This is a genomic window from Ralstonia sp. RL (assembly GCF_001683835.1).
In the GTDB taxonomy this organism is placed as follows: domain Bacteria; phylum Pseudomonadota; class Gammaproteobacteria; order Burkholderiales; family Burkholderiaceae; genus Ralstonia; species Ralstonia mannitolilytica.
Window position 1 is genome coordinate 81665 of the sequence record NZ_LWRX01000167.1, and the last position, 23969, is coordinate 105633.

24 protein-coding genes are annotated in these 23969 nt (G+C 65.8%); 17 read left to right on the plus strand and 7 right to left on the minus strand.

The window, feature by feature from the left end; translation table 11 throughout:
• The first annotated feature begins 16 nt into the window (after positions 1-16).
• The 3 genes from tldD (at position 17) to A6M56_RS15945 (ending at position 4012) form a co-directional block, all read left to right on the plus strand.
• Positions 17-1480: a metalloprotease TldD gene (gene tldD, locus A6M56_RS15935; protein ID WP_045787636.1), complete on the plus strand. Its 1464-nt coding sequence runs from the start codon at positions 17-19 to the stop codon at positions 1478-1480.
• A gap of 377 nt (positions 1481-1857) precedes the next feature.
• The gene (gene aroG / locus A6M56_RS15940; protein ID WP_045787637.1) at positions 1858-2937 is read left to right on the plus strand and encodes a 3-deoxy-7-phosphoheptulonate synthase AroG; all 1080 of its coding nucleotides are present in this window, start codon (positions 1858-1860) and stop codon (positions 2935-2937) included.
• A gap of 172 nt (positions 2938-3109) precedes the next feature.
• Positions 3110-4012, plus strand: coding sequence for a mechanosensitive ion channel family protein (locus A6M56_RS15945; RefSeq protein WP_062737927.1), 903 nt, complete (start codon positions 3110-3112; stop codon positions 4010-4012).
• 84 nt (positions 4013-4096) lie between these two features.
• Here A6M56_RS15945 and A6M56_RS15950 read toward each other — a convergent pair whose 3' ends face one another.
• On the minus strand, positions 4097-4654 hold the full coding sequence (locus tag A6M56_RS15950; RefSeq protein ID WP_062737928.1) for a cob(I)yrinic acid a,c-diamide adenosyltransferase: 558 nt from the start codon (positions 4652-4654) through the stop codon (positions 4097-4099).
• A gap of 122 nt (positions 4655-4776) precedes the next feature.
• On the opposite strand from A6M56_RS15950, the gene A6M56_RS15955 reads away from it, so the two are divergent.
• The 11 genes from A6M56_RS15955 to A6M56_RS16005 all read left to right on the plus strand — a co-directional run bounded on the left by A6M56_RS15955 (position 4777) and on the right by A6M56_RS16005 (position 15423).
• Positions 4777-6195 (plus strand): FAD-binding oxidoreductase, encoded by a 1419-nt coding sequence (locus tag A6M56_RS15955; RefSeq protein WP_062737929.1) that lies wholly within the window; start codon positions 4777-4779, stop codon positions 6193-6195.
• Positions 6195-7085 (plus strand): LysR substrate-binding domain-containing protein, encoded by an 891-nt coding sequence (locus A6M56_RS15960; protein ID WP_063391839.1) that lies wholly within the window; start codon positions 6195-6197, stop codon positions 7083-7085. Before A6M56_RS15955 ends, A6M56_RS15960 begins: the two co-directional genes overlap by 1 nt.
• A 471-nt stretch (positions 7086-7556) precedes the next feature.
• Positions 7557-9056, plus strand: a complete 1500-nt coding sequence (locus tag A6M56_RS15965; protein WP_102080095.1) for an FAD-linked oxidase C-terminal domain-containing protein — start codon at positions 7557-7559, stop codon at positions 9054-9056.
• 13 nt (positions 9057-9069) lie between these two features.
• Complete coding sequence (locus A6M56_RS15970) at positions 9070-9984, plus strand: ion transporter (RefSeq protein WP_102080281.1); 915 nt, start codon at positions 9070-9072, stop codon at positions 9982-9984.
• 31 nt (positions 9985-10015) lie between these two features.
• Positions 10016-11143: a glycolate oxidase subunit GlcE gene (gene glcE, locus A6M56_RS15975; protein ID WP_102080096.1), complete on the plus strand. Its 1128-nt coding sequence runs from the start codon at positions 10016-10018 to the stop codon at positions 11141-11143.
• Between the two features lie 26 nt (positions 11144-11169).
• Positions 11170-12414 carry a glycolate oxidase subunit GlcF gene (glcF, locus tag A6M56_RS15980; protein WP_102080097.1) on the plus strand — a complete coding sequence of 415 codons (1245 nt, stop codon included), beginning with the start codon at positions 11170-11172 and terminating at the stop codon, positions 12412-12414.
• Between the two features lie 51 nt (positions 12415-12465).
• A complete protein-coding gene (locus tag A6M56_RS15985; protein WP_045787645.1) occupies positions 12466-12843 on the plus strand; it encodes a CidA/LrgA family protein in 378 nt (125 codons plus the stop codon).
• Entirely contained in the window at positions 12840-13571 is a 732-nt protein-coding gene (locus A6M56_RS15990) for an LrgB family protein (protein ID WP_045787646.1), read from the plus strand. The genes A6M56_RS15985 and A6M56_RS15990 overlap by 4 nt, the downstream gene beginning before the upstream one ends.
• Before the next feature lie 171 nt (positions 13572-13742).
• Complete coding sequence (locus A6M56_RS15995; protein WP_102080098.1) at positions 13743-14138, plus strand: VOC family protein; 396 nt, start codon at positions 13743-13745, stop codon at positions 14136-14138.
• Positions 14139-14201: 63 nt separating this feature from the next.
• Entirely contained in the window at positions 14202-14681 is a 480-nt protein-coding gene (locus A6M56_RS16000) for a cupin domain-containing protein (RefSeq protein ID WP_102080099.1), read from the plus strand.
• Positions 14682-14724: 43 nt separating this feature from the next.
• Positions 14725-15423, plus strand: coding sequence for a helix-turn-helix transcriptional regulator (locus A6M56_RS16005; RefSeq protein WP_045787649.1), 699 nt, complete (start codon positions 14725-14727; stop codon positions 15421-15423).
• Positions 15424-15439: 16 nt separating this feature from the next.
• On the opposite strand, the gene A6M56_RS16010 is transcribed toward A6M56_RS16005, so the two are convergent.
• Genes A6M56_RS16010 through A6M56_RS16020 form a run of 3 tightly spaced genes read right to left on the minus strand, consistent with a single transcriptional unit; the run spans position 15440 to position 18192 of the window.
• Positions 15440-15937 carry a glutathione peroxidase gene (locus A6M56_RS16010; protein WP_102080100.1) on the minus strand — a complete coding sequence of 166 codons (498 nt, stop codon included), beginning with the start codon at positions 15935-15937 and terminating at the stop codon, positions 15440-15442.
• Between the two features lie 18 nt (positions 15938-15955).
• The gene (locus A6M56_RS16015) at positions 15956-17095 is read right to left on the minus strand and encodes a PilT/PilU family type 4a pilus ATPase (RefSeq protein ID WP_045787651.1); all 1140 of its coding nucleotides are present in this window, start codon (positions 17093-17095) and stop codon (positions 15956-15958) included.
• 53 nt (positions 17096-17148) lie between these two features.
• Positions 17149-18192 (minus strand): type IV pilus twitching motility protein PilT, encoded by a 1044-nt coding sequence (locus A6M56_RS16020; RefSeq protein ID WP_045787652.1) that lies wholly within the window; start codon positions 18190-18192, stop codon positions 17149-17151.
• A 123-nt stretch (positions 18193-18315) separates the two neighbouring features.
• Here A6M56_RS16020 and A6M56_RS16025 point away from each other — a divergent pair, with 123 nt between their 5' ends.
• The 3 genes from A6M56_RS16025 to A6M56_RS16035 are packed head-to-tail and all read left to right on the plus strand — an operon-like array spanning position 18316 to position 20195.
• Entirely contained in the window at positions 18316-19032 is a 717-nt protein-coding gene (locus A6M56_RS16025; RefSeq protein WP_102080101.1) for a YggS family pyridoxal phosphate-dependent enzyme, read from the plus strand.
• Between the two features lie 30 nt (positions 19033-19062).
• Positions 19063-19887, plus strand: a complete 825-nt coding sequence (gene proC, locus A6M56_RS16030; RefSeq protein ID WP_045787654.1) for a pyrroline-5-carboxylate reductase — start codon at positions 19063-19065, stop codon at positions 19885-19887.
• 32 nt (positions 19888-19919) lie between these two features.
• On the plus strand, positions 19920-20195 hold the full coding sequence (locus A6M56_RS16035; protein WP_045787655.1) for a hypothetical protein: 276 nt from the start codon (positions 19920-19922) through the stop codon (positions 20193-20195).
• On the opposite strand, the gene ubiA is transcribed toward A6M56_RS16035, so the two are convergent.
• From ubiA to A6M56_RS16050, 3 genes are all read right to left on the minus strand, one after another.
• On the minus strand, positions 20192-21067 hold the full coding sequence (ubiA, locus tag A6M56_RS16040; protein WP_102080282.1) for a 4-hydroxybenzoate octaprenyltransferase: 876 nt from the start codon (positions 21065-21067) through the stop codon (positions 20192-20194). The genes A6M56_RS16035 and ubiA overlap by 4 nt on opposite strands.
• A gap of 64 nt (positions 21068-21131) precedes the next feature.
• Positions 21132-23294, minus strand: coding sequence for a catalase/peroxidase HPI (gene katG, locus A6M56_RS16045; RefSeq protein WP_102080102.1), 2163 nt, complete (start codon positions 23292-23294; stop codon positions 21132-21134).
• 126 nt (positions 23295-23420) lie between these two features.
• Positions 23421-23921, minus strand: a complete 501-nt coding sequence (locus tag A6M56_RS16050; RefSeq protein WP_045787657.1) for a Dps family protein — start codon at positions 23919-23921, stop codon at positions 23421-23423.
• Between the last annotated feature and the right edge of the window lie 48 nt (positions 23922-23969).

Sequence of the window (23969 nt, forward strand, 5' to 3'; positions counted from 1 at the left end):
TCAAAGGACCACCACCATGAACGCAGGCGACATCGCCATCCAGAACCTGTCCATCGCGCGCCGCGTGCTGCTCGATCCGTACGGCCTTGACGAAGCGCACCTGCAGCGCGCGCTGGCCGACATCTTCACGCACCGCGTCGACTATGCCGACCTCTATTTCCAATACACCCGCAACGAGGCGTGGAGCCTGGAAGAAGGCATCGTCAAGTCGGGCAGCTTCAGCATCGACCAGGGCGTGGGCGTGCGCGCCGTCTCGGGCGACCGTACCGCGTTTGCGTATTCCGACGACATCAGCCTGCCCGCACTGATGCAGGCCGCGGGTGCCACGCGCACCATCGGCCGCGTCGGCTCGGGCCGCGTGAAGGTGGCGAGCAGCCTGGCGAGCGGCCCCGGCGGCCATGCGCTGTATGCCCCGAACGACCCGCTCGACTCGATGACGGCCTCCGAAAAGGTTGCCCTGCTCGAGCGGATCGAAAAGCTCGCCCGCGCCAAAGACCCGCGCGTGGTGCAGGTGATGGCCGGCCTGGCCGGCGAGTACGACGTGATGCTCGTCGCACGCAGCGACGGCGTCATCGCCGCGGATGTGCGCCCGCTGGTGCGCATCTCCGTCACCGTCATTGCCGAGCAGAACGGTCGCCGCGAAATGGGCAGCTCCGGCGGCGGCGGCCGCTATGCCTACGGCTACTTCACCGACGAGCTGCTGCGCGAATACGTGGACGAGGCGGTCTCTTCCGCGCTCGTCAACCTGGAAGCCAAGCCGGCACCGGCCGGCACGATGACGGTGGTGCTCGGTCCGGGCTGGCCCGGCGTGCTGCTGCACGAGGCCATCGGCCACGGCCTGGAAGGCGACTTCAACCGCAAGGGCTCGTCGGCGTTTTCCGGCCGCATGGGCGAGCGCGTGGCGGCCAAGGGCGTCACCGTGGTCGACGACGGCACGCTGGCCAACCGCCGCGGCTCGCTGAACCTCGACGACGAGGGCAACCCCACGCAGTGCAACACGCTCATCGAAGACGGCATCCTGACCGGCTACATGCAGGACACGCTCAACGCGCGCCTGATGAAGATGCCCGTAACCGGCAACGCCCGCCGCGAGAGCTACGCCGCCCTGCCGATGCCGCGCATGACCAACACCTACATGCTGGGCGGCGACAAGGACCCGCAGGAGATCATCGCCAGCGTGAAGAAAGGGCTGTATGCGGTGAACTTCGGGGGCGGCCAGGTCGACATCACCAACGGCAAGTTCGTGTTCTCCGCCAGCGAGGCCTACCTGATCGAAGACGGCAAGATCACCGCGCCGGTCAAGGGCGCGACGCTCGTCGGCAGCGGCCCGGAATCGCTCAAGCACGTGACCATGATCGGCAACGACATGCGCCTCGATTCGGGCATCGGCGTGTGCGGCAAGGAAGGCCAGAGCGTGCCGGTGGGCGTCGGCCAGCCGACGCTGCGCATGGAAAACATGACGGTGGGCGGCACGGTTTGATTGCCGCGGCACCGTCGTTTGGATGCCGCAGGCCCGGAAACTCCGCGCTTGCGGCCCTCAAGAAAAGCGTTTATAAAGACGGTTCGATTGGTGCGGCGCAGTAGCGCTTCCCTGATTTTTGCTGCAGTCCTTCGCATTCTCTCCATGTCCTTCGCCAAGTTTTTTTACTTTTACTTTTGGCATCTCGCACCGCTGGCGGAAGGAGAGGGGCGCTTGCAGCAAAAATAAAAGCACCCAGCAGATACCGAAAACCGCCAGCGACCCTGGCGGTTTTTTTTTCGTCCTGTCACCTGCCCCACCCCGGCACCGACGCGAAACATGATCCGAACACAGTAGACGTTTCCAATAGAACTCAAGACACATCCCCGGAGCTTTCCATGCCGAAGAACACCGACGATTTGCGCATTCGCGAACTGAAAGAACTGACGCCGCCGGCGCACCTGATTCGCGAATTCCCGTGCAGCGACACCGTGTCGGAACTGATCTACCAGAGCCGCAACGCCATGCACCGCATCCTGCACGGCATGGACGACCGCCTGATCGTCATCATCGGCCCGTGCTCCATCCACGACACCAAGGCAGCGATGGACTACGCCCGCCGCCTGGTCGAGCAGCGCGAGCGCTTCAAGAACGAGCTCGAAATCGTCATGCGCGTGTACTTCGAGAAGCCGCGCACCACGGTCGGCTGGAAGGGCCTGATCAACGACCCGTACATGGATGGCAGCTTCAAGATCAACGACGGCCTGCGCACTGCGCGGGAGTTGCTGATGAACATCAACGAGCTGGGGTTGCCGGCCGGCACCGAATACCTCGACATGATCAGCCCGCAGTACATCGCGGACCTCGTGAGCTGGGGCGCCATCGGCGCGCGCACCACCGAAAGCCAGGTGCACCGCGAACTGGCCTCGGGCCTGTCGTGCCCGGTCGGCTTCAAAAACGGCACCGACGGCAACGTGAAGATCGCCGTGGACGCCATCAAGGCCGCGTCGCAGCCGCATCACTTCCTGTCGGTCACCAAGGGCGGCCACTCGGCCATCGTGTCGACGGCCGGCAACGAGGATTGCCACATCATCCTGCGCGGCGGCAAGGCGCCCAACTATGACGCGGCGAGCGTGCAGGAAGCGTGTGACGCCATCGCCAAATCGGGCCTGGCCGCGCGCCTGATGATCGATGCATCGCACGCCAACAGCAGCAAGAAGCACGAGAACCAGATCCCGGTGTGCGAAGACATTGCCCGCCAGATGGCCGCGGGCGACAACCGCATCGTCGGCGTGATGGTGGAATCGCACATCAACGCCGGGCGCCAGGACCACGTCCAGGGCACGCCGGTATCCGACCTGGCTTACGGTCAGAGCGTGACCGACGCGTGCATCGGCTGGGACGATTCGGTGAAGGTGCTCGAAACGCTGGCCGACGCCGTGCGCAAGCGCCGTCTGGTACCGGGCAGCGGCAACTGAGTGAACTGAGCCTCACTGCTTCACGGAAGGGCGCCTGCGGGCGTCCTTTTTGTTTCGGTGCGGCCCGCGCCGATCTACAACAAATGTGAGCAAAAGGCGCCAAAGTCACACAAGTGCGTTGCCTTTGACATATCGTAGGTGAGTTCCCCCTGCTCACCTCCCGGAGGCAACCATGGCAGACAATCTGGTGGAAACCGCCACCAACACCGCAAGCAAGTACCAGGCGCTCGTCGCGCAATACGCGGCCGACGTCGGCATGAAGATCCTCGCCGCCATTGTCTTCTGGGTGGTGGGCCGCTGGCTCATCAACCTGGCCGTGCGCATGGTCGAAAACTCGCTTGGCAGGCAGAAGGTCGATCCGACCGTGCTGCGCTATGTGGGCTCGATCATCACCGTCACGCTGAATGTGCTGCTGGTGATCGGCATCCTCGGCTATTTCGGCATCCAGACGACGACGTTCGCGGCGCTGATTGCCGCAGCCGGTGTGGCGATCGGCATGGCGTGGTCGGGCCTGCTGTCCAACTTTGCGGCGGGCGCGTTCCTGATCGTGCTGCGGCCGTTCAAGGTGGGCGACTTCGTGACGGCCGGTGGCGTGACGGGCACGATCAAGGAGATCGGCCTGTTTGCCACGACCATCAACACGCCGGACAACGTGGTCACGATTGTCGGCAACGGCAAGATCTTCGCCGACACGATCCAGAACTACACCTCCAACCCGTTCCGCCGCGTCGAGCTGAAGGCGCAACTGGCCGGCAGCGCCGATCACCGCGCCGCCATCGCGCTGCTCAAGGAAAAGGTGGCCGCCATTCCGAACGTGCTGACCGATCCGGCGGTCGATGTTGAGATCCTGGAGTTCAACCTGGTCGGACCCGTGCTGGCGGTACGCCCGTACACGCACAACGACCACTACTGGCAGGTCTATTTCGACACCAACCGCACCATCAAGGAAGCGCTGGCCGAAGCGGGCTTCCCGGCGCCGACGCCATCGCAGGCGCTGACCATCACCACGCCGGGGCAATTGGCGGGGCTGGCCGCCGTGGCGCAAAGCACGACGACGCCGACAAGCGTGAACTGATTCAGCGCACCGCAGAAGCAAAAGCAAACGGCCCGGCGAGGCAACGTCACCTCGCCGGGCCGTTTTGTTTGATGCGGACCGCGATTACGCCGGCTTGTGCTCGTCGCGCTTCCAGAGGACGTCCGTGCCGCCGTCTGCGCGATTCAGCACGCGCGCCAGCACGAACAGCAGGTCCGACAGGCGGTTGACGTATTGACGCGGCGCCTCGCCAATGGCCTCCGCGCGGCCGAGTGCGACGATGCTGCGCTCGGCACGGCGCGCGACGGTGCGGCACACATGCGCCTGTGCCGCCGCGCGGCTGCCGCCGGGCAGGATGAATTCGGCCAGCCGCGGCAGATCGGCGTTGTAGTCGGCCAGCCATTGATCGAGCCGCAGCACGTGCGCGGTCGTCACCATCGTGTAGCCGGGAATGCAGAGTTCGCCACCCAGATCGAACAGGTCGTGCTGGATGGCGGTGAGCGCCGCGCGCACGCCGTCGGGCAGCGATTCCGTCAGCAGCACGCCGATGTGCGAGTTCAACTCGTCGACGTCACCGATGGCGGCGATGCGCAGGCTGTCCTTGGCCGTGCGGCTGCCGTCGCCGAGGCCGGTGGTGCCGTCGTCGCCGGTGCGGGTGGCGATTTTGGATAGGCGGTTGCCCAAGGTGCGTCTCCTGTTGCTGTATTGGCGCGTTGCAAGCCGCCATTATCGCAAGCGGCGTGCAACCCCGGCGTTAGAATGATCCATTGGCCCGCCGAGAGCCGCACAACATTGCGAGACCCCCCATGAACCACCCGATGCCCCATCCCGGATTGGTGCGCAAGCCGATCCCGCCGGTCATGCTCGACGCGCTGCGTGCCCGCTTCGGCGACCGCGTCTCCACCACCGAAGCCGTGCGCGCCCACCACGGCCGCGATGAATCCGCCTACGACCCGATGCTGCCCGACGCCGTCGTCTTCGCGCAGACCACCGAGGAAGTCGCTGCCGTCGCCAAGCTTTGCTTCGAACACGAAATTCCGCTGATCCCGTATGGCGCCGGCTCGTCGCTCGAAGGCCATCTGCTGGCGGTGGCCGGCGGCGTGAGCCTCGATCTCTCGCAGATGAACCACGTGCTGTCGGTGCACCCGGAAGACCTGACGGTGACGGTCGAGCCGGGCGTCACGCGCAAGCAGCTCAATACCGAGATTCGCGATACCGGTCTGTTCTTCCCGATCGACCCGGGCGCGGATGCGTCCATCGGCGGCATGTGCGCGACGCGCGCGTCCGGCACGAACGCCGTGCGCTACGGCACGATGCGCGAGAACGTGCTGAACCTGACGGTCGTCACGGCAGACGGCCGCATCATCAAGACGGCCAACCGCGCGCGCAAATCGTCGGCGGGGTATGACCTGACGCGGCTCTTCATCGGCAGCGAGGGGACGCTCGGCATCATCACCGAGATCACGCTGAAGCTGTATCCGCAGCCGGAAGCCGTGTCCGCGGCGGTGTGCGCCTTCCCGAGCATGGGCGATGCGGTGTCGGCCGTGATCGACACCATCCAGATGGGCGTGCCGATTGCGCGCGTGGAGTTTGTCGACGCGCTCGCCATCCGGGCGATCAACCAATACGACAAGCTGACGCTGCCCGAGATGCCGACGCTGTTCTTCGAGTTTCACGGCTCCGAGCACGGCGTGCAGGAGCAGGCCGAGACCGTCCAGCAGATCGCCGCCGAACATAAAGGCCAGGGCTTCGAATGGGCAACACGCCCCGAAGACCGCAGCCGCCTGTGGAACGCCCGACACAACGCGTACTTCGCGTTCCTGCAACTCAAGCCGGGCTGCCGCGCCGTCACGACCGACGTGTGCGTGCCGATCTCGCGCCTGGCCGAGTGCGTGGTGGAAACGGAAAAGGACCTGCTCGCCAGCGCGCTGCAACTGCCCGCCCCCATCGTCGGCCACGTGGGCGACGGCAACTTCCACGTCGCGCTGCTGATCGACCCGAACAAGCCCGAAGAACTGGAAGAAGCCGAGCGCATCAACCAGCGCATCGTCGCGCGGGCGATTGCCATGGACGGCACCTGCACGGGCGAACATGGCGTGGGCCTGCACAAGATGGACTTCCTCATCGCCGAACACGGCAACGATGCGATCGACCTGATGCGCAGCGTCAAGCAGGCGCTGGACCCGAAGCACATCCTCAACCCCGGCAAGATCTTCCACCTGTAATGGCCTCCGTCTTCAAGCGCGTTCCTCCGCTGCACCTGCTGATTGCCTTTGAAGCCGGCGCACGCCATGCGAGCTTCGCGCGCGCGGCCGAGGAGCTGTCCGTCACGCCCAGCGCGGTCTCGCACCGCATCAAGAACCTCGAGGAGCTGTGGGGCGAAGACCTGTTCGTGCGCACCGGCACGGCATTACGGCTGACCGCCGCCGGCACGCGCTACCTGCGCAGCGTGCAGGACGCGCTCAAGAGCCTGCATGAGCTGGCGCGCCCGGAATTCAGCAAGCAGCGCGCGCGGCTGCGGGTGGCAATCCCGCCCACGTTCGGGCGTCAGCACCTGGTGCCGCGCATTCCGGAGTTCAACGCGCTGTATCCGCACATCGACGTGGAGCTGCACCTCGCCATCCCGTTCCTCGACGTGAAGGCCGAAGACACCGACGTCGAGATCCGCTACGGCACCGGCCGCTACCCCGACCTGAAGACCACGCTCCTGCTCAACGAGCCGGTGTTTCCCGCATGCGGACGCGGCTACTTCGAGCAGATCAGCGGCAGCACCATCACCGAGGCATCGCAACTGCTGAACCTCACGCTGCTGCGCAGCCCGCTGGAGCCGTGGCGCCCGTGGTTCGAGGCAGCGGGGCTCGATGCGCCGGAGCCTGCCACGGGTTCGCTCTTCAACGACATCGGGCTCATGCTGGAAGCCGTCGCCTCCAACCAGGGCGTGGCGCTGGTGCGGCAGGCGATGGCGCGCAACTGGCTGGCCTCGGGGCAGATCGTGCGGCTGCTGGACATCGAATCGACGTCGCCACATGCTTATTACATCGTGCAGCGCGAGCAGGCACCGATGAAGCCCGAGGCGCAGCAGTTCGTGGATTGGCTGCTGGGGTTGGATTGGTAAGGACGCTGGGCCGGCCTCAAACCATCGGATTCGAAACTTTTAGTATCGACGTCGAGGCTCGGCGCCCTTGTCGTTGATGAAAAAAACAGCAACGTCGGAGCAAAAAAGCGTCATGGGTGGGGCCACTGAGCCTCGACGTCGACGTTCCGAACGTCATCGTTGCTGTTTTTTTCATCAACGCCGACTGTATTTGCCTCACGCGTGAGGTATCCGAACCTCAGATTCGAAACTTTTAGTGTGAAGGTCGGTGTTTTGAACCCCGCCGCTGGTAGTCAAAGGCTCGATCGTGAAGATCGGACCTCCACCAACGGGCGGCGAAACCCTGCTGCACCGCGATGAACCGGATTGGCCGCCCCGGCGAGCCAAATTCATCGCCGCAAAAGTCCTTAACACGCCGCGCGGCACGGCGGCCGGGCTATAGTGCCTCCCACCCCGGCCACCGCTGGCGGGCAGAACCATGAGAGACACCCCATGAATGCGCCATCGTCGTCGTCCGCCACCGCCCGCGATCTGACCGCCCTGCAGGCCGAGCTGACCGCCGCGCTGTCCCAGATCGTGTCCGACGACGCGCTGCTCTGGGAGCGCGAAGACACCACCCCGTATGAATGCGATGGCCTGGCCGCCTACCGCCAGGTGCCGCTGGCCGTGGTGCTGCCGGATACCGAGGCGCAGGTCGTCGAAATCCTGCGCGTGTGCCACCGCATGGGCGTGCCCGTGGTGCCGCGCGGTGCAGGGACGAGCCTGTCGGGCGGCGCGATGCCCACCCCGGGCGGGCTGGTGCTGTCGCTGGCCAAGTTCAAGCGCATCCTGAAGGTCGACCCCTACACGCGCACGGCCGTGGTCCAGCCTGGCGTGCGCAACCTCGCCATTTCGGAAGCCGCCAACCCGCACGGGCTGTACTACGCGCCTGATCCGTCGTCGCAGATCGCCTGCACCATCGGCGGCAACGTGAATGAAAACTCGGGCGGCGTGCACTGCCTGAAATACGGCCTGACCGTGCACAACGTGCTGCGCGTGCGCGCCGTGATGATGGACGGCGAGGTCGTCGAATTCGGCAGCGAAGCGCCCGACGCCCCCGGCCTCGACCTGCTGGCCACGGTGATCGGCTCCGAAGGCATGCTGGCCGTGGTGACCGAAGTGACCGTACGCCTGATCCCCAAGCCGCAACTGGCGCAGGTGATCATGGCGAGCTTCGACGATGTGGAATCGGGCGGCAACGCCGTGGCCGACGTGATTGCCGCGGGCATCATCCCGGCCGGGCTGGAGATGATGGACAAGCCCGCCACCGCCGCCGTGGAGGAATTCGTCTGCGCCGGCTACGACCTGGACGCGGCCGCCATCCTGCTGTGCGAATCCGACGGCACGCCCGAAGAAGTGGCCGAAGAAATCGCGCGCATGAGCGAAGTGCTGCGCGCCTCGGGTGCCACGCGGATCCAGGTCTCGCAAACCGAGGCCGAGCGCCTGAAGTTCTGGAGCGGACGCAAGAATGCCTTCCCGGCAGCCGGGCGCATCTCGCCGGACTACTACTGCATGGACGGCACCATCCCCCGCAAGCACATCGGCACGCTGCTGCGACGCATCCAGCAGATGGAGCAGAAGTACGCCCTGCGCTGCATCAACGTGTTCCACGCCGGCGACGGCAACATGCACCCACTCATCCTCTTCAACGGCGAAGACCAGGACGAATGGCACCGTGCGGAGCTGTTCGGCGCAGACATCCTGGAAACGTGCGTGGAACTCGGTGGCACGGTGACGGGCGAACACGGCGTGGGCGTGGAGAAGCTCAGCTCGATGTGCGTGCAGTTCTCTGCCGAGGAGCGTGACGCCTTCCTGCGCGTGAAAGCGGCGTTTGACCCGGCGCGCCTGCTGAACCCCGACAAGGCCATCCCCACGCTTGCGCGGTGTGCCGAATACGGCAGGCTGCACGTGCGCAACGGGCTGCTGCCGCATCCGGACCTGCCCCGTTTCTGAACACATGACGGCCATGAGGAACCCGCCCCGCACCAGCCGCAACCGCTGGCACGCCCACAACGCGCGGCTTGGCGAATATCTCGGCAAACCCGAGAGCGGCTGGCGCGCGCGTTGGTACACCATCATCTTTGAAGCCGAAACACGGTCGGGCAGGCTGTTCGACCTGACCCTGCTGGGGGCCATCCTCGCCAGCGTACTGGTGGTGATGCTCGACAGCCTGCCGAGCGTAAGCGGCCGCGCGGGCACGCTCTTCACGGTGCTCGAGTGGCTCTTCACGCTGCTGTTTACGGCGGAATATGTCATGCGCATCCTCGTGGTGCGCAAGCCCTGGCGCTACGTGCTGAGCTTTTACGGCGTCATCGACTTCATCTCTATCCTGCCAACGTGGCTGGCGATCTTTGTGCCCGAACTGGCCTACCTGCTCGATGTGCGGCTGCTGCGCCTGCTGCGGATCTTCCGGATCCTGAAGATCACGGTGTACTTTGAAGAGGCGCAGATCCTGCTGCGTGCGCTGCTGAACGCCCGGCACAAGATCTTCGTGTTCCTGGGCACCGTGTTTATCATCACCATCATCCTCGGCACGGTGATGTACGTGGTGGAAGGGCCGCAGCATGGCTTCACCAGCATTCCGGTCAGCATGTACTGGGCGGTGGTCACGCTCACCACCACGGGCTTCGGCGACCTGGTGCCGCGCACGCCGCTGGGCCAGTTCATCACGTCGATGACCATCCTGCTCGGCTACAGCATCATCGCGTTCCCCACCGGCATCATCGGCGCGGAGCTCGTGAGCACGATGCGGCAGAGTCCGTCCAGCCCCCGCACCTGCACGCACTGCGGCACCGAAGGCCACGACGCCGATGCTGCGTTCTGCAAGCGCTGCGGCACCAAGCTGCCACCGCACCCCACACAGATTGCGCACAGCGAGTAGGCTGCCGCGCCCGACGCTTCGACAGCAAGCCATGCAAGACAACATCGCCCTCCCACCCACGCTCGCGCGCTTTCGCGAGGCCATCGCGCAGGCCACCGCCAGCCGGACGCCGCTCACCCTGCGCGGCGGCGGCACGAAGGATTTCTACGGTCGCTCGCCCGCGCCCCACGGCACCGTGCTGGATACGCGCGAGTGGTCCGGCATCGTCGATTACGACTGCGCGGAGCTCGTCATCACCGCACGCAGCGGCACGCCCCTCACCGAGATCGAAGCGGCGCTGGCCGAACACCGGCAGATGCTCGCCTTCGAGCCGCCGCACTTTGCCGCAGACGGCAAAACCGCCACGGTAGGCGGCGCATTTGCATCGGGCCTCTCGGGCCCGCGCCGGCAATCGGTGGGGGCGCTGCGCGATTTCGTGCTCGGCGCGGTCGTCATGGACGGCCGCGGCGACCTGCTGAACTTCGGCGGTCAGGTCATGAAGAACGTGGCGGGCTACGACGTCTCGCGCCTGATGGCCGGTGCGCTCGGCACGCTCGGCCTGGTGGTGCAGGTGTCGCTGAAAGTCCTGCCGATGCCGTTCTGCGATGCGACGCTGCGCTTTGCCATGCCGCAGGCCGGGGCCATCGACACGCTCAACCGCTGGGGCGGCCAGCCGTTGCCGATTGCAGCATCGGCATGGATCGACGGTGCACTGTGGGTGCGCCTGAGCGGGGCCGATGCGGCGGTGCGCGCGGCAATCACGAAGCTCGGCGGCGAGCGTGTGGACGATGCCCAAGCCGGCGGGTTCTGGCGCGACCTGCGGGAGCAGTCGCACACGTTCTTTGCGCGCGCCGTGCAGGGCGGCCTGCCGCTGTGGCGCATCGCCCTGCCCCCGGCCACGCCGCCGCTGGCCCTGGGTCATGCGTCGGCCGACGAGCAGCTCATCGAATGGGGCGGCGGCCAGCGCTGGTGGATCGACACCGCCAGCACCCCCGCCCACGTCATCCGCGATGCCGCGCGCCAGGCCGGTGGCCACGCCACGCTGTTCCGCAACGGCGACCGCGCCGCCGATGTCTTCACGCCGGTCTCGGCGCCGCTCATGGCCGTACACAAACGCCTGAAAGACAGCTTCGATCCGCACGGCATCTTCAACCCGGGCCGCCTGTATTCAGCGTTCTGACTGCCGACTTCTCACGCAAGCCCATCATGCAAATCACGCTCGCGGCGTTCCTGCGCAACACTCCTCATGGCGAAGAAGCCCAAAGCATCGTGCAGAAGTGCGTGCACTGCGGCTTCTGCACCGCCACCTGCCCGACCTACCAGCTGCTCGGCGACGAACTGGACGGCCCACGCGGGCGCATCTACCTGATGAAGCAGGTGCTGGAGGGCCAGCCCGCCGGCGCCGCGACGCGCCTGCACCTGGACCGCTGCCTGACCTGCCGCAACTGCGAATCGACGTGCCCGTCCGGCGTGACCTACGGGCGCCTCGTGGAGATCGGCCGCAAGATCGTCGAAGACCAGCTCGATGCGAAGGGCCAATCGCGGCCGCTGGGCGAGCGCGCCGTGCGCTGGGCACTGCGCGAGGGCCTGACCCGTCCGGCCTTGTTCGGCGCGGCGCTGAAGGTTGGGCAGGCCGTGCGCGGGCTCCTGCCGCCGGTGTTGCGCAACAAGGTGCCGGCCAGGCAGCCGCGGGCCGGTGCACGGCCCCGCACCGCGCATGCACGCAGGATGCTGCTGCTCGAAGGCTGCGTGCAGCCGGCCATGTCACCGAACATCAACGCGGCCACGGCGCGCGTGTTCGACAAGCTTGGCGTGCAGCTCGTCAGCGCAGACCGCGCGGGCTGCTGCGGTGCCATCCGGTATCACATGAACGACCACACGGGCGGCCTCGACAACATGCGCGCCAACATCGACGCGTGGTGGCCGCACATCGAAGCGGGCGCCGAGGCCATCGTCATGACGGCCTCCGGCTGCGGCGCGATGGTCAAGGAATACGGCCACCTGCTGCGCGACGACCCGGCCTATGCCGGGCGCGCGGCACGCGTGTCCGCCATGACGCGCGATCTGTGCGAGGTGCTGCCGGCGTTTTCGCAGCAGCTTCTGCAGAAGGCCAAACCCGAAGCGCAACGCCCGCGCGTGGCGTGGCACCCGCCCTGCACGCTGCAGCATGGCCAGCAGATACGCGGCGCGGTGGAAACACTGCTCGGCTCGCTGGGTGTGGACGTCAAGCTCTGCGCCGACAGCCACCTGTGCTGCGGCTCGGCGGGGACGTATTCGGTGCTGCAACCGGAACTCGCCTACCGGCTGCGCGACGACAAGCTCGCCAAGCTGCAAGCAACGCAGCCCGAGCGCATCGTCACCGCCAACATCGGCTGCGTCACGCATCTCCAAAGCGGCACCGACACGCCGGTCGAACACTGGATCGAGCTGGTCGACCGCATGCTCGTCTGAAACGAACGCACCCAGTTCTATACTGGCCGCTTCGTTTGTTCCGGAGGCCCCATGCTGCAAACCTTCGCGATCCTGTTGACGTTCCAGTCGGTGGGAGAGCTGTTGACGTATTCCCTGCACCTGCCCGTGCCCGGCCCGGTGATCGGCATGGTGCTGCTGGTCATTTACCTGCTGGTGGACAAGGGCCGCGTGCTCGAAGTCATGCAGGGCACCGTGAGTGAACTGCTGCGGCACCTGACCATCCTGTTCGTGCCGGCCGGCGTAGGCGTCATGACGCAACTGAACCGCATCGGGCAGGAATGGCTGCCGATCGTGGTGGCGACCGTCGTATCGACATGGCTGGCGATTGCCGCCGGGGCGCTGGTCACGCGCGCGCTGATGCGCCGCATCGGAGACCACGGCGAATCGCACGAGGAGCTCGCCCCATGAGCGCGATGGCCCCTAACCTGCACCAGCTCTGGGTGTACCTCGCTGCGAGCCCACTGCTGGGCCTGACCGCCACGCTCATCGCCTATCTGATCGGCGTGCGTCTGCATGAGCGCAGCCGCTTCAACCCGATGGTCAATCCGCTGCTGATTGCGGTCGTCATCCTCGGCACGCTGCTGACCGTGACAGGCACGCCTTACAAGACCTACTTTGACGGCGCGCAGTTCGTGCACTTCCTGCTGGGGCCGGCCACGGTGGCGCTGGCGGTGCCGCTGTTTCAGCAATGGGCGAAGCTGCGCCGCCACGCGTTGCCGCTCATGGCCGGGCTGCTTGCGGGGTCGGTCGTGGCGGTGGTGTCTGCCGTGGGCATCGCGTGGCTGTTGGGTGCATCGCCGGAAACGCTGCGCTCGATGGCGCCGAAATCGGTGACGATCCCGATCGCCATGGGCATCTCGGAGAAGATCGGCGGCGCGCCGACCATCACGGCAGTACTGGTGCTCATTACCGGCATTGTCGGCGCGACGACCACGACGCGGCTGCTGAACCTGCTGCGCGTGCGTGAGTACAGCGTGCGGGGCTTTGCCACCGGCATTGCGGCGCATGGCATTGGCACCGCGCGAGCGTTTCAGGTCAATCCGGAAGCCGGCGCGTTCTCGGCGCTGGGCATGGGCCTGAACGGCGTGCTGACAGCGGTGCTGGTGCCGCTGCTGGCGGGCTGGATTCCCCACTGAGCCGCCTTCCCCTCCGCCCCGGCATTCACTGCCTGGGCAACCTGAAACACGATCCTCAGTCCTCCTGAATGCTCCTGACAGAACGCTGTCAGGAGCCCCCCGCCAGAATCGCTCCACCTCAACCGGCAACGGCACTCCCAACCGCCTGCGCCACCTACTGGAGCGAACATCATGGCAAGCGTCATCAACTGGTTTGAAATCCCCGCCAACGATTTCCCGCGCGCGGTGAAGTTCTACGAGAACGTCTTCGACACCCGGCTCAAGCAGGAAGACATGGGCGACCTGACGATGGGCGTGTTCCCGGCAGGTGAGACGACGATTCACGGCGCGCTGGTCAAGGGCGAAGGCTTTGCACCGTGCGACAAGGGCAGCGTGGTCTACCTGAATGCGCCGGACCTGGACGCCGCGCTCGAGCGCGTGAACGGCAGCGGCGGCCGATGCGTGTTCGGGCCGATGACGCTGCCCGACCACATGGGCCGCATCGCCCACATCGTCGACACCGAAGGCAACCGCATCGGCCTGCATGAGCCCGATGCCAAGACGCAGGCGTACCTGCTGCAGCAGTAACGCCGCTTTCCCCAAGGCCGGCGCGCGGGCGTCGGCCGACTCACCAAGACAGAGAAGAACACCATGCCGAGTCAATCGCCGTACCTCATGCGCGCTGCCGACATTGCCGCGCGCACGCAGCCGTTTTCACACCCCTGGAACAGCCTGTCGGAAATCCACGGCACCATGATGGGCCGGCTGCTGGGGCTCAAGCGCACCGGCGTGAATTTCGCCCGCGTGCCGCCGGGCAAGGAGTCGTTCGTCTACCACTCGCACCAGCGCGAGGAGGAGTGGATCTACATCCTCTCCGGCGAGGCGCAGGCGGAGATCGATGACAGCGTCTTCATCGTCCGCCCCGGCGATTTCATGGCCTTCCCCACAGGCGTGGCGCACCACCTGCGCAACTGCGGCAAGGAAGACCTGCTCTACCTGTGCGGCGGCGAGCATCTGAACATCGAGATTGCCGATTTTCCGCGGCTCGGCAAGCGGATGCTGCGCCGTGGCGAGCAGGTGGACGTGGTGGACCTCCACCCGCAGCGCGAGCTGACGCCCTTCGGCGCGTAGGGGAAAGATTGTGCGGATTGCGCGCGGCAAGAAGCCCACTACAATGCCGCGCATGACACGCCGCGCCGACCGTCTCTTCCAGATCGCCCAGATCCTGCGAGGCCGCCGTCTGACCACGGCGGCGATGCTGGCCGACCGCCTGGGCGTGTCCGAGCGCACGGTGTATCGGGACATCCGCGATCTGTCCGTCTCGGGCGTGCCGATCGAGGGCGAGGCCGGCATCGGCTACCGCATGCGCGCCGATTTCGACCTCGCACCGCTGATGTTCACGCCGGATGAGGTCGAAGCGCTGGTTGCCGGCGCGCGGATGATCAAGGCGTGGGGCGGCGGCGCCATGGCCGGCTCCGTGGAAGCCGCGCTCGAGAAGCTGATGGGCGCCCTGCCCGCCGAGCGCCGCACCGAAGCGGAAACGACGCGCATCTTCGCGCCCGGCTACGGCATGGGCAGCGAGGTCAAGCAGATCTTCGATACGCTGCATGCGGCGCTGGGCCGCCACGCCGTGGCGCGGCTGTCCTACCGCGACGCCCAAGGCCAGCTGACGGACCGCTGCATCCAGCCGCTCGGGCTGTTCTTCTGGGGCCAGGTGTGGCTCGTGGCCGCATGGTGCGAGCACCGCCAGGACTACCGCACGTTCCGCCTCGACCGCTGCGTGAAGGTCGACATTCTCGAACGCCACTTCGCCGAATCCGCCGAGCGCTCGCTGGCGGATTTCATGCGCAAGGTGCGCGGGTCGTCGGACTGACGTTGAAGCCGGCGCGTCAGGCCGGATCCGGCTCGGCCAGCAGCATTTCGATGTCGCCGACGATCTCTTCGGGCTTGGTCAGCGGTGCATAGCGCTTGTAGACCGTGCCGTCGCGGCGCAGCAGGAACTTGGTGAAGTTCCACTTGATCGCCTGGGTGCCGAGCACGCCAGGTTTTTCCGACGTGAGCCACTTGTACAGCGGATGCGCATTCGCCCCGTTCACGTCGATCTTGCCGAACATCGGGAACGACACGCCGTAGTTCTTCTCGCAGAACGCGCCGATCTCATCTGCGCTGCCCGGCTCCTGCTTGCCGAACTGGTTGCACGGGAAACCGAGCACTTCCAGCCCCTTGTCGTGCAGGCGCTTGTACACCGCCTCGAGCCCCGCGTATTGCGGCGTGAACCCGCATTGGCTGGCCGTGTTGACGATCAGCAGGACCTTGCCCTTGTACTGCGACAACGGCACGCGCTGGCCGGTCAGCGAATCGGCTTCGAAGGCGTAGATGTCGGTCATGGGCGTCTCCAGATACGCTTACACCACGTTCAGATGTTCGGTGCCGGCCGCCAGGTCGGTCTGCCCGGCGCGCTTGCTGTGCAGCTTGATCTGCAGGCGCAGGTCGTTGAGCGAGTCGGCGTTGCGCAGGGCGTCTTCGTAGGTGATCTTGTCCGCCTCGTACAACTCGAACAGCGCCTGGTCGAAGGAAATCATGCCCTGCTCGCGCGATTTCTTCATGACCTCCTTCAGCTCGTGCACCTCGCCCTTGAAGATGAGGTCCTGCACCAGCGGCGTGGCCAGCATGATCTCCACGGCCGGCACGCGCCCCTTCTTGCCTTTGCGCGGCAGCAGGCGCTGCGCAATCATCGCGCGCAGGTTCAGCGAGAGGTCGATCAGCAACTGCTGGCGCTTCTCTTCCGGAAAGAAGTTGATGATGCGGTCGATGGCCTGGTTCGAGCTGTTGGCGTGCAGCGTGGCGAGGCACAGGTGGCCGGTTTCCGCATACTGGATGGCGTATTCCATCGTGTCGCGATCGCGGATTTCGCCGATCAGGATCACATCCGGCGCCTGGCGCAGCGTGTTCTTCAGCGCCACGTGCCACGACTCGGTGTCCACGCCCACCTCGCGCTGCGTGACCACACAGTTCTGGTGCGCGTGCACGTATTCGACCGGGTCTTCGATCGTGATGATATGGCCGTACGAATTGGCGTTGCGATGCCCCACCATGGCCGCCAGCGAGGTCGACTTGCCCGAGCCGGTGGCGCCCACCACGATCACCAGGCCGCGCTTGCTCATCACGATGTCGTTGAGGATCGGCGGCAGGTCAAGCTCGTCCAGCGAGGGGATCTTCGTGTTGATGGTCCGCAGCACCATGCCGGCGCGGCCCTGCTGCACGAAGGCCGACACGCGAAAGCGCCCGGCCCCCGGGGCCGTGATGGCGAAGTTGCACTCAAGGGTCTGTTCGTACTCGCGCAGCTGCTTCTCGTTCATGATCGCCTTGACCAGGCTCATGGCCTGCGTGGCGTTCAACGGCTGCTGCGAGATCGGCGTGACCTTGCCGTCCACCTTGATGGCGGGCGGGAAATCCGACGTGATGAACAAGTCCGAGCCACGGCTGTTCACCATCAACTGCAGGAGTTCGTGGATGTATTTGGTGGCGGCTTCGCGGTCCAGCATGGCGTGCCCCTCCTTGAAGTCGGTGAGTGGTCGCCGCAGCGACCGTCAATGCGTCAGTTCGCGAACGCGTCGGGGTTCTTGGCGATGGCGCGCGCATCCGCGTAGTTGATCGCCGAGCGCTTGATGAGGTCGGCCAGGCACTGGTCGAGCGTCTGCATGCCCATGCCGCTGCTGGTCTGCATCATCGAGTACATCTGCGAGATCTTGTTCTCACGGATCAGGTGGCGGATGGCCGGCGTCGTGATCATGATCTCGTGCGCCGCAATCCGCCCCGAGCCGTCGCGCGTCTTGAGCAGCGTCTGCGAGATCACCGCCTCCAGCGATTCGGAAAGCATGGTCCGCACCATGTCTTTCTCTTCCGACGGGAACACGTCGACCACCCGGTCGATCGTCTTGGCCGCAGAACTCGTGTGCAGCGTGGCGAACACCAAGTGGCCGGTTTCAGCGGCCGTCAGCGCCAGGCGGATGGTTTCCAGGTCACGCAATTCGCCGACGAGGATGACGTCCGGGTCTTCACGCAGCGCCGACTTCAGTGCATTGGCGAACGACAGCGTGTGCGGCCCGAGTTCGCGCTGGTTGATCAGGCTCTTCTTCGATTCGTGCACGAATTCGATCGGGTCCTCCACCGTGAGGATGTGGCCCATGTCGTTTTCGTTGCGGTGGTTCACCATCGCGGCCAGCGTGGTGGACTTGCCCGAGCCGGTCGGGCCGGTCACGAGCACCAGGCCGCGCGGCTTCATCGCCAGCTCGGCAAACACGGGCGGCGCCTTCAGGTCGTCCAGCGAGAGCACCTTCGACGGAATCGTCCGGAACACGGCCGAGGCGCCGCGGTTCTGGTTGAACGCGTTGACCCGGAAGCGGGACAGGCCCGGAATCTCAAACGAGAAGTCGACTTCCAGGTTTTCTTCGTAGACCTTGCGCTGCACGTCGCTCATGATGTCGTACACCATGGCGTGCACATCCTGGTGCGTGAGCGGCGGCACATTGATCCGGCGCATGTCGCCGTGGATCCGGATCATCGGCGGCAGGCCGGCCGACAGATGCAGGTCCGACGCCTTGTTCTTGGCCGAGAAGGCCAGAAGCTGCGCGATGTCCATCTTATAATGACCCCCGACTTTTTTATGTCGCCCGGGCGTCGCAATGGCGCTCCGAGACGCGCTCCGAGCCGTCGATTCGACGTGCCGGAACCCTTGTTTATTTGTAACAAACGTCGCCGGATTATGTCTGTAATCGCCGCCAACTTGCAAGCCGTGCGTCAGCGGATCACAACGGCCTGCACACTGGCTTCGCGCGATGCTGCGGGTGTCACATTGCTGGCCGTTTCCAAGACGTTCGACGCCCACGCGGTGCGTGCCGCGCACGCCGCCGGTCAGCGCCTGTTCGGCGAGAACTACGTGCAGGAAGGCGTAGCCAAGATGGACGCGCTGGCCGATCTGCGCACCGGTCCGGACCCGATCTCCTGGCATTTCATCGGCCCGCTGCAAAGCAACAAGACCCGCGCGGTGGCCGAGCGCTTTGACTGGGTCCACAGCATCGACCGGCTCAAGATTGCCGAACGGCTGTCTGCGCAGCGCCCCGAGCACTTGCCGCCGCTGCAGATCTGCCTCGAAATCAACATCAGCCGTCAAGCCAGCAAGCATGGCCTGCTGCCGGACTTCGACGGCGTGCTTGCGGTGGCGCGCGCCGTCTCGGCCCTGCCCCGTCTGCAATTGCGCGGCCTGATGGCGGTGCCCGAGCCCACCGACGACCCCGCCGCGCGACGCCGGCCCTTTGCCGCCTTGAACGCCCTCGCCGATCAGCTGCACGAGGCGGGCATCCCGCTCGATACCCTGTCGATGGGCATGTCCGCCGACCTGGAAGACGCGATTGCCGAAGGCGCGACCATCGTCCGCGTCGGCAGTGCCATCTTCGGGGCGCGGCATTATGCCAACGCCTGAATTCCTGTTTTCTCTCACACCACAACTCTCATGCTCGACACTCTGAAACTCGGCTTCATCGGCGGCGGCAACATGGCAGCGGCCCTCATCGGCGGCCTGATCGCCAAGGGCGCGCACGGCGCCAACATCGTGGTGGTAGACCCGACCGAACCCGCGCGCAGTCGCGCCGAGCAGACCTGGGGCGCCCGCACGGCCGCCACTCCGGGCGCAGAACTCGCCGACCGCGACGTGATCGTCCTGGCAGTCAAGCCGCAGCAGATGCGGGAGGTATGCGCACAACTGGCGCCGCACCTGGGCGACAGCCTGGTGCTGTCGGTGGCGGCCGGCATCCGCATTCAGGATCTGTCGCGCTGGCTGAATGGCCACGCTCGCATCGTGCGGGGGATGCCCAACACGCCGGCGCTCTCAGGCCTCGGCATGACAGGCCTGGCCGCGAACGCCGGCCTGTCGGAGGACGACCGCGCCACGGCCAGCGCCATCGCCAACGCCGTCGGCAAAAGCGTCTGGGTGCCGAGCGAAGCGCAGATCGACGCCGTCACGGCCATCTCGGGCAGCGGCCCGGCGTATGTGTTCTATTTCATCGAGGCGATGCAGCAGGCTGCGCAGGAGCTGGGCCTGTCTGCCGAAGACGGCCGTACGCTGGCGGTGGAAACGTTCCTCGGTGCGGCCACGCTGGCGGGCCAGTCGGCCGAACCCGTGGAACTGCTGCGTGAGCGCGTGACGTCCAAGGGCGGGACGACTTATGCAGCGCTGACGTCGATGGAGGGCGCCGGCGTCAAGGCGGCGTTTGTGCGCGCCATGCACGCTGCGGCCGCACGCGGCAAGGAAATGGGCGAAGAATTGGGCCGCGACTGATCGACACTGCAACGAACGGACGGCATCAGCGCATGGACGCCGGTCTCTTCGTCATCGAACAGCCGGGGCTGTTCAAGGCAGCGATGGTGCTTGCTTTGCCACTGGCGTACTGGCTGTGGCACCGGTTCTTTGAAGATCGCCACGGTTTTCTGCGCAGCCTGCGCATGGCGCTGCAGCCTGACATCGTGTCGGCGCTGCGCGGCGAATATCCGGATGCCTTCTGGGAGATGCTGCGCGTACTCGCCCTTGCGGCGGGCTGCGCAGCCGGCCTCACGCTCATTTACAAGGGACTGTGCCTCGTCCTCTAGCGCAGCGCATACGCCGCCGCAACGCCCGCAAACAGGCAGGCGCCCAGCCAGTTGTTGTGACGGAAGACAAAGAAGCATTTCATCCGGTCACGCGTCTGCAGCATCGGGTAGTACCACAGCGCCAGCGCCACCGCTGCGGCAAACCCGATCCAATACGCCACACCCAGCGCCATCACATGGCCGGCCCAGGCCATGATCCCGAAGAAGCCGGCATAGCACAGCATGATCGCCGCCACATCGAAGCGGCCAAACGTGATGGCCGACGTCTTGATGCCGATGAGCAGGTCGTCATCCCGATCGACCATCGCATAGGCGGTGTCGTAGGCGACGGCCCAGAACACGTTGCCGACGAGCATCAGCCACGCCAGCACGGGCACGTGGTCCTGCACCGCTGCGTAGGCCATCGGAATGCCGAAGCCGAACGCAATCCCCAGGTATGCCTGCGGAATCGCAAAGAAGCGCTTGAAGAACGGGTACGTGCCGGCAATCAGCACCGCCGCCACCGACATCCACTTGGTCAGCGCATTGAGCGGCAGGATCAGCGTGAAAGCGGTGATGGACAGCACGGCTGCCAGGGCCAGCGCCTCCCACGGCGCGATGAGGCCGGCGGTGATCGGCCGCTCCTTGGTGCGCTTGACGTGCTTGTCGAAATCCCGGTCGGCCCAGTCGTTCACGGCGCACCCGGCCGAGCGCATCAGGAACGTGCCGACCGTGAAGATCACCACCAGCGAGACCGGTGGATGTCCCTCGGCGGCCATCCACAATGCCCACAGCGTCGGCCACAGCAGGAGCAGCGTGCCGATCGGTTTGTCCATGCGCATGAGGCGCGCGTAGAGCACGGGGCGGCTGGGCTGGGCAGCAGACGATTGCATCAGAATCACCAAGGAAAAATGGCGCCTGCACGAGGCAAGGCGCCATTTTAGTCCCGACGCGCGGTCAGGCCGCCAGATCGAAACGGTCCAGGTTCATCACTTTTACCCAGGCCGCCACGAACTCGCGGAGGAAGCGGTCCTTGCCGTCGGCGCTGCCGTACACCTCGGCCAGCGCACGCAGGATCGAATTCGAACCGAACACCAGGTCCACACGTGTGCCCGTCCACTTCAGCTCGCCGGTCTTGCGGTCGTAGCCTTCGTAGATGTCACCGGCGGGCTTCCATTCGGTGCCCATGTCGAGCAGGTTGACGAAGAAGTCGTTCGTCAGCGCGCCAGGGGTCTTTGTGAAGACACCGTGCTGGCTGCCGTCTGCGTTGATGTTGATGGCGCGCAGACCGCCGATCAGCACGGTCAGCTCGGGCGCCGTCAGCGTCAGCAATTGCGCCTTGTCGAGCAGCAGTACTTCGGCCGGCACCGCGAACTTCGTCTTCTCGTAGTTGCGGAAGCCATCGGCCACCGGTTCCAGCACCGAGAACGACGCGGCATCTGTCTGTTCCTGCGTGGCGTCGACGCGGCCCGGCGTGAACGGCACGGTGAGCGTCGTGCCGGCGGCCTTGGCGGCCAGCTCAATGCCCACGCTGCCAGCCAGCACGATCACATCCGCCAGCGATGCCTTGCCCGAGGCGCGCTGGATCGCTTCCAGCCTGGCCAGCGTCCCGGCCACGGCCTGGTTGACGGCCCAATCGTTCTGCGGCGCCAGGCGAATGCGTGCACCGTTGGCCCCGCCGCGCTTGTCCGAGCCGCGGAACGTCGAGGCCGAAGCCCAGGCCACCGCCACCAGTTCCGAGGCCGACAGGCCGGATTCCGCAATCTTCGCCTTGAGGTCGGCGATATCGGCGTCGGTCGGCTGGTGCACGGCTGCCGGCAGCGGGTCTTGCCAGATCAGGTCTTCGCGCGGCACTTCCGGGCCGAGGTAGCGCGACTTTGGGCCCAGGTCACGGTGCGTGAGCTTGAACCACGCACGCGCAAAGGCTTCGGCAAAGGCCTGCGGGTTGTTCAGGAAGCGGCGGGAGATCTTCTCGTAGGCCGGGTCGAAGCGCAGCGACAGGTCGGTCGTCAGCATCGTGGGCTTGCGCTTGGGCGAGTCCGGCGTCGGGCCGGGGATGACCGCTTCCGCGTCTTTGGCGACCCACTGCAGCGCGCCGGCCGGGCTCCTCTCCTGCACCCATTCGTACTTGAACAGATTCTCGAAGAAGAAGTTGCTCCATTGCGCGGGCGTCTGCGTCCAGGTGACTTCGAGCCCGCTGGTGATGGCGTCCGCGCCCTTGCCGGTGCCATACGTGCTGGCCCAGCCCAGGCCTTGCGCTTCCAGCGGCGCGGCCTCGACATCGGCGCCAACGTGGCTGGCCGGCCCGGCACCGTGCGTCTTGCCGAACGTGTGGCCGCCGGCGATCAACGCCACGGTTTCTTCATCGTCCATCGCCATGCGGGCGAAGGTTTCGCGGATGTCCTTGGCCGCCTCGAGCGGATCGCCAGGGGCGTGCTCGGGGCCTTCCGGGTTCACGTAGATCAGGCCCATCTGCACCGCCGCGAGCGGGTTGGCGAGGTTGCGCTCGCCCGAATAGCGCGTGGCTTCCAGCCACTTGGTCTCGTTGCCCCAGTAGACGTCGTTGTCCGGTTCCCAGGTGTCTTCGCGACCGCCGGCAAAGCCGAACGTGCGCAAGCCCATGGTTTCGAGCGCGACGTTGCCTGTCAGGATCAGCAGATCGGCCCACGAGATGGCCTGACCGTACTTCTGCTTGATCGGCCACAGCAGGCGGCGCGACTTGTCGATGTTGACGTTGTCGGGCCACGAGTTGAGCGGCGCGAAACGCTGCTGGCCGCGTCCTGCGCCACCGCGGCCATCGCCCGTGCGGTAGGTGCCGGCAGCGTGCCACGCCATGCGGATGAACTGCGGGCCGTAGTGACCGAAGTCGGCCGGCCACCAGTCCTGCGAGTCAGTCATCAGTTTGCGCAGGTCGGCCTTGAGGGCGTCATAGTCGAGCGACTTGAACGCCTCGCGGTAATTGAACTGCTTGCCGAGCGGATCGGACTTCTCGGAATGCTGGTTCAGCAGATCAACGCGCAGTTGATTGGGCCACCAGTCCTTGTTGGACGTACCGCCACCGAAGGTGTGGGAAGCAGCGGGGCCATGGCCGGAAAACGGGCATTTAGCTTCAGTCGTCATCATTCTCTCGTTGAGGTCTGGGGAGTGATGTGCCCCACCCCGGCAACCGTGCCGGCCGCCGGAGGGAGCCCAGTTCGCTGCTGTTGAAACGCCCGTCAAAGGCGTGGCGATACGGCCATCAAGGCATTACGCCAGCAGGGAGCGCAGCATCCACGCGGTCTTCTCGTGAATGTCCATGCGTTGGGTGAGCAGGTCTGCCGTCGGTTCGTCGGCGGCCTTGTCGACATCCGGGAACAGGCTACGGGCGGTGCGCGTCACGGCTTCGTGGCCGGCCACCAGCTCGCGCACCATGTCCATTGCCTCGGGCACGCCCTTCGATTCGGGAATCGACGACAGCTTGGCGAACTCCGAATACGAACCCGGCGCCGGATAACCGAGCGCACGAATGCGTTCGGCCACCGGGTCGACGGCATTCCACAGCTCGTTGTACTGCGTCTCGAACATCAGATGCAGCGTGTTGAACATCGGACCGGTGACGTTCCAGTGGAAGTAGTGCGTCTTCAGGTAGAGCGAATACGTATCGGCCAGCAGGCGCGACAGGCCTTCGGCGATCTTCTTGCGGTCCTTGTCGGCAATACCGATGTTGATCTGGGCTGCGGCCACTGCGCCGCCGTTCTTCTTTGCCATCTGAAATCCCCTGGAAAAGTGGTGTGCAAAATCGCGAGTGCCGACCGA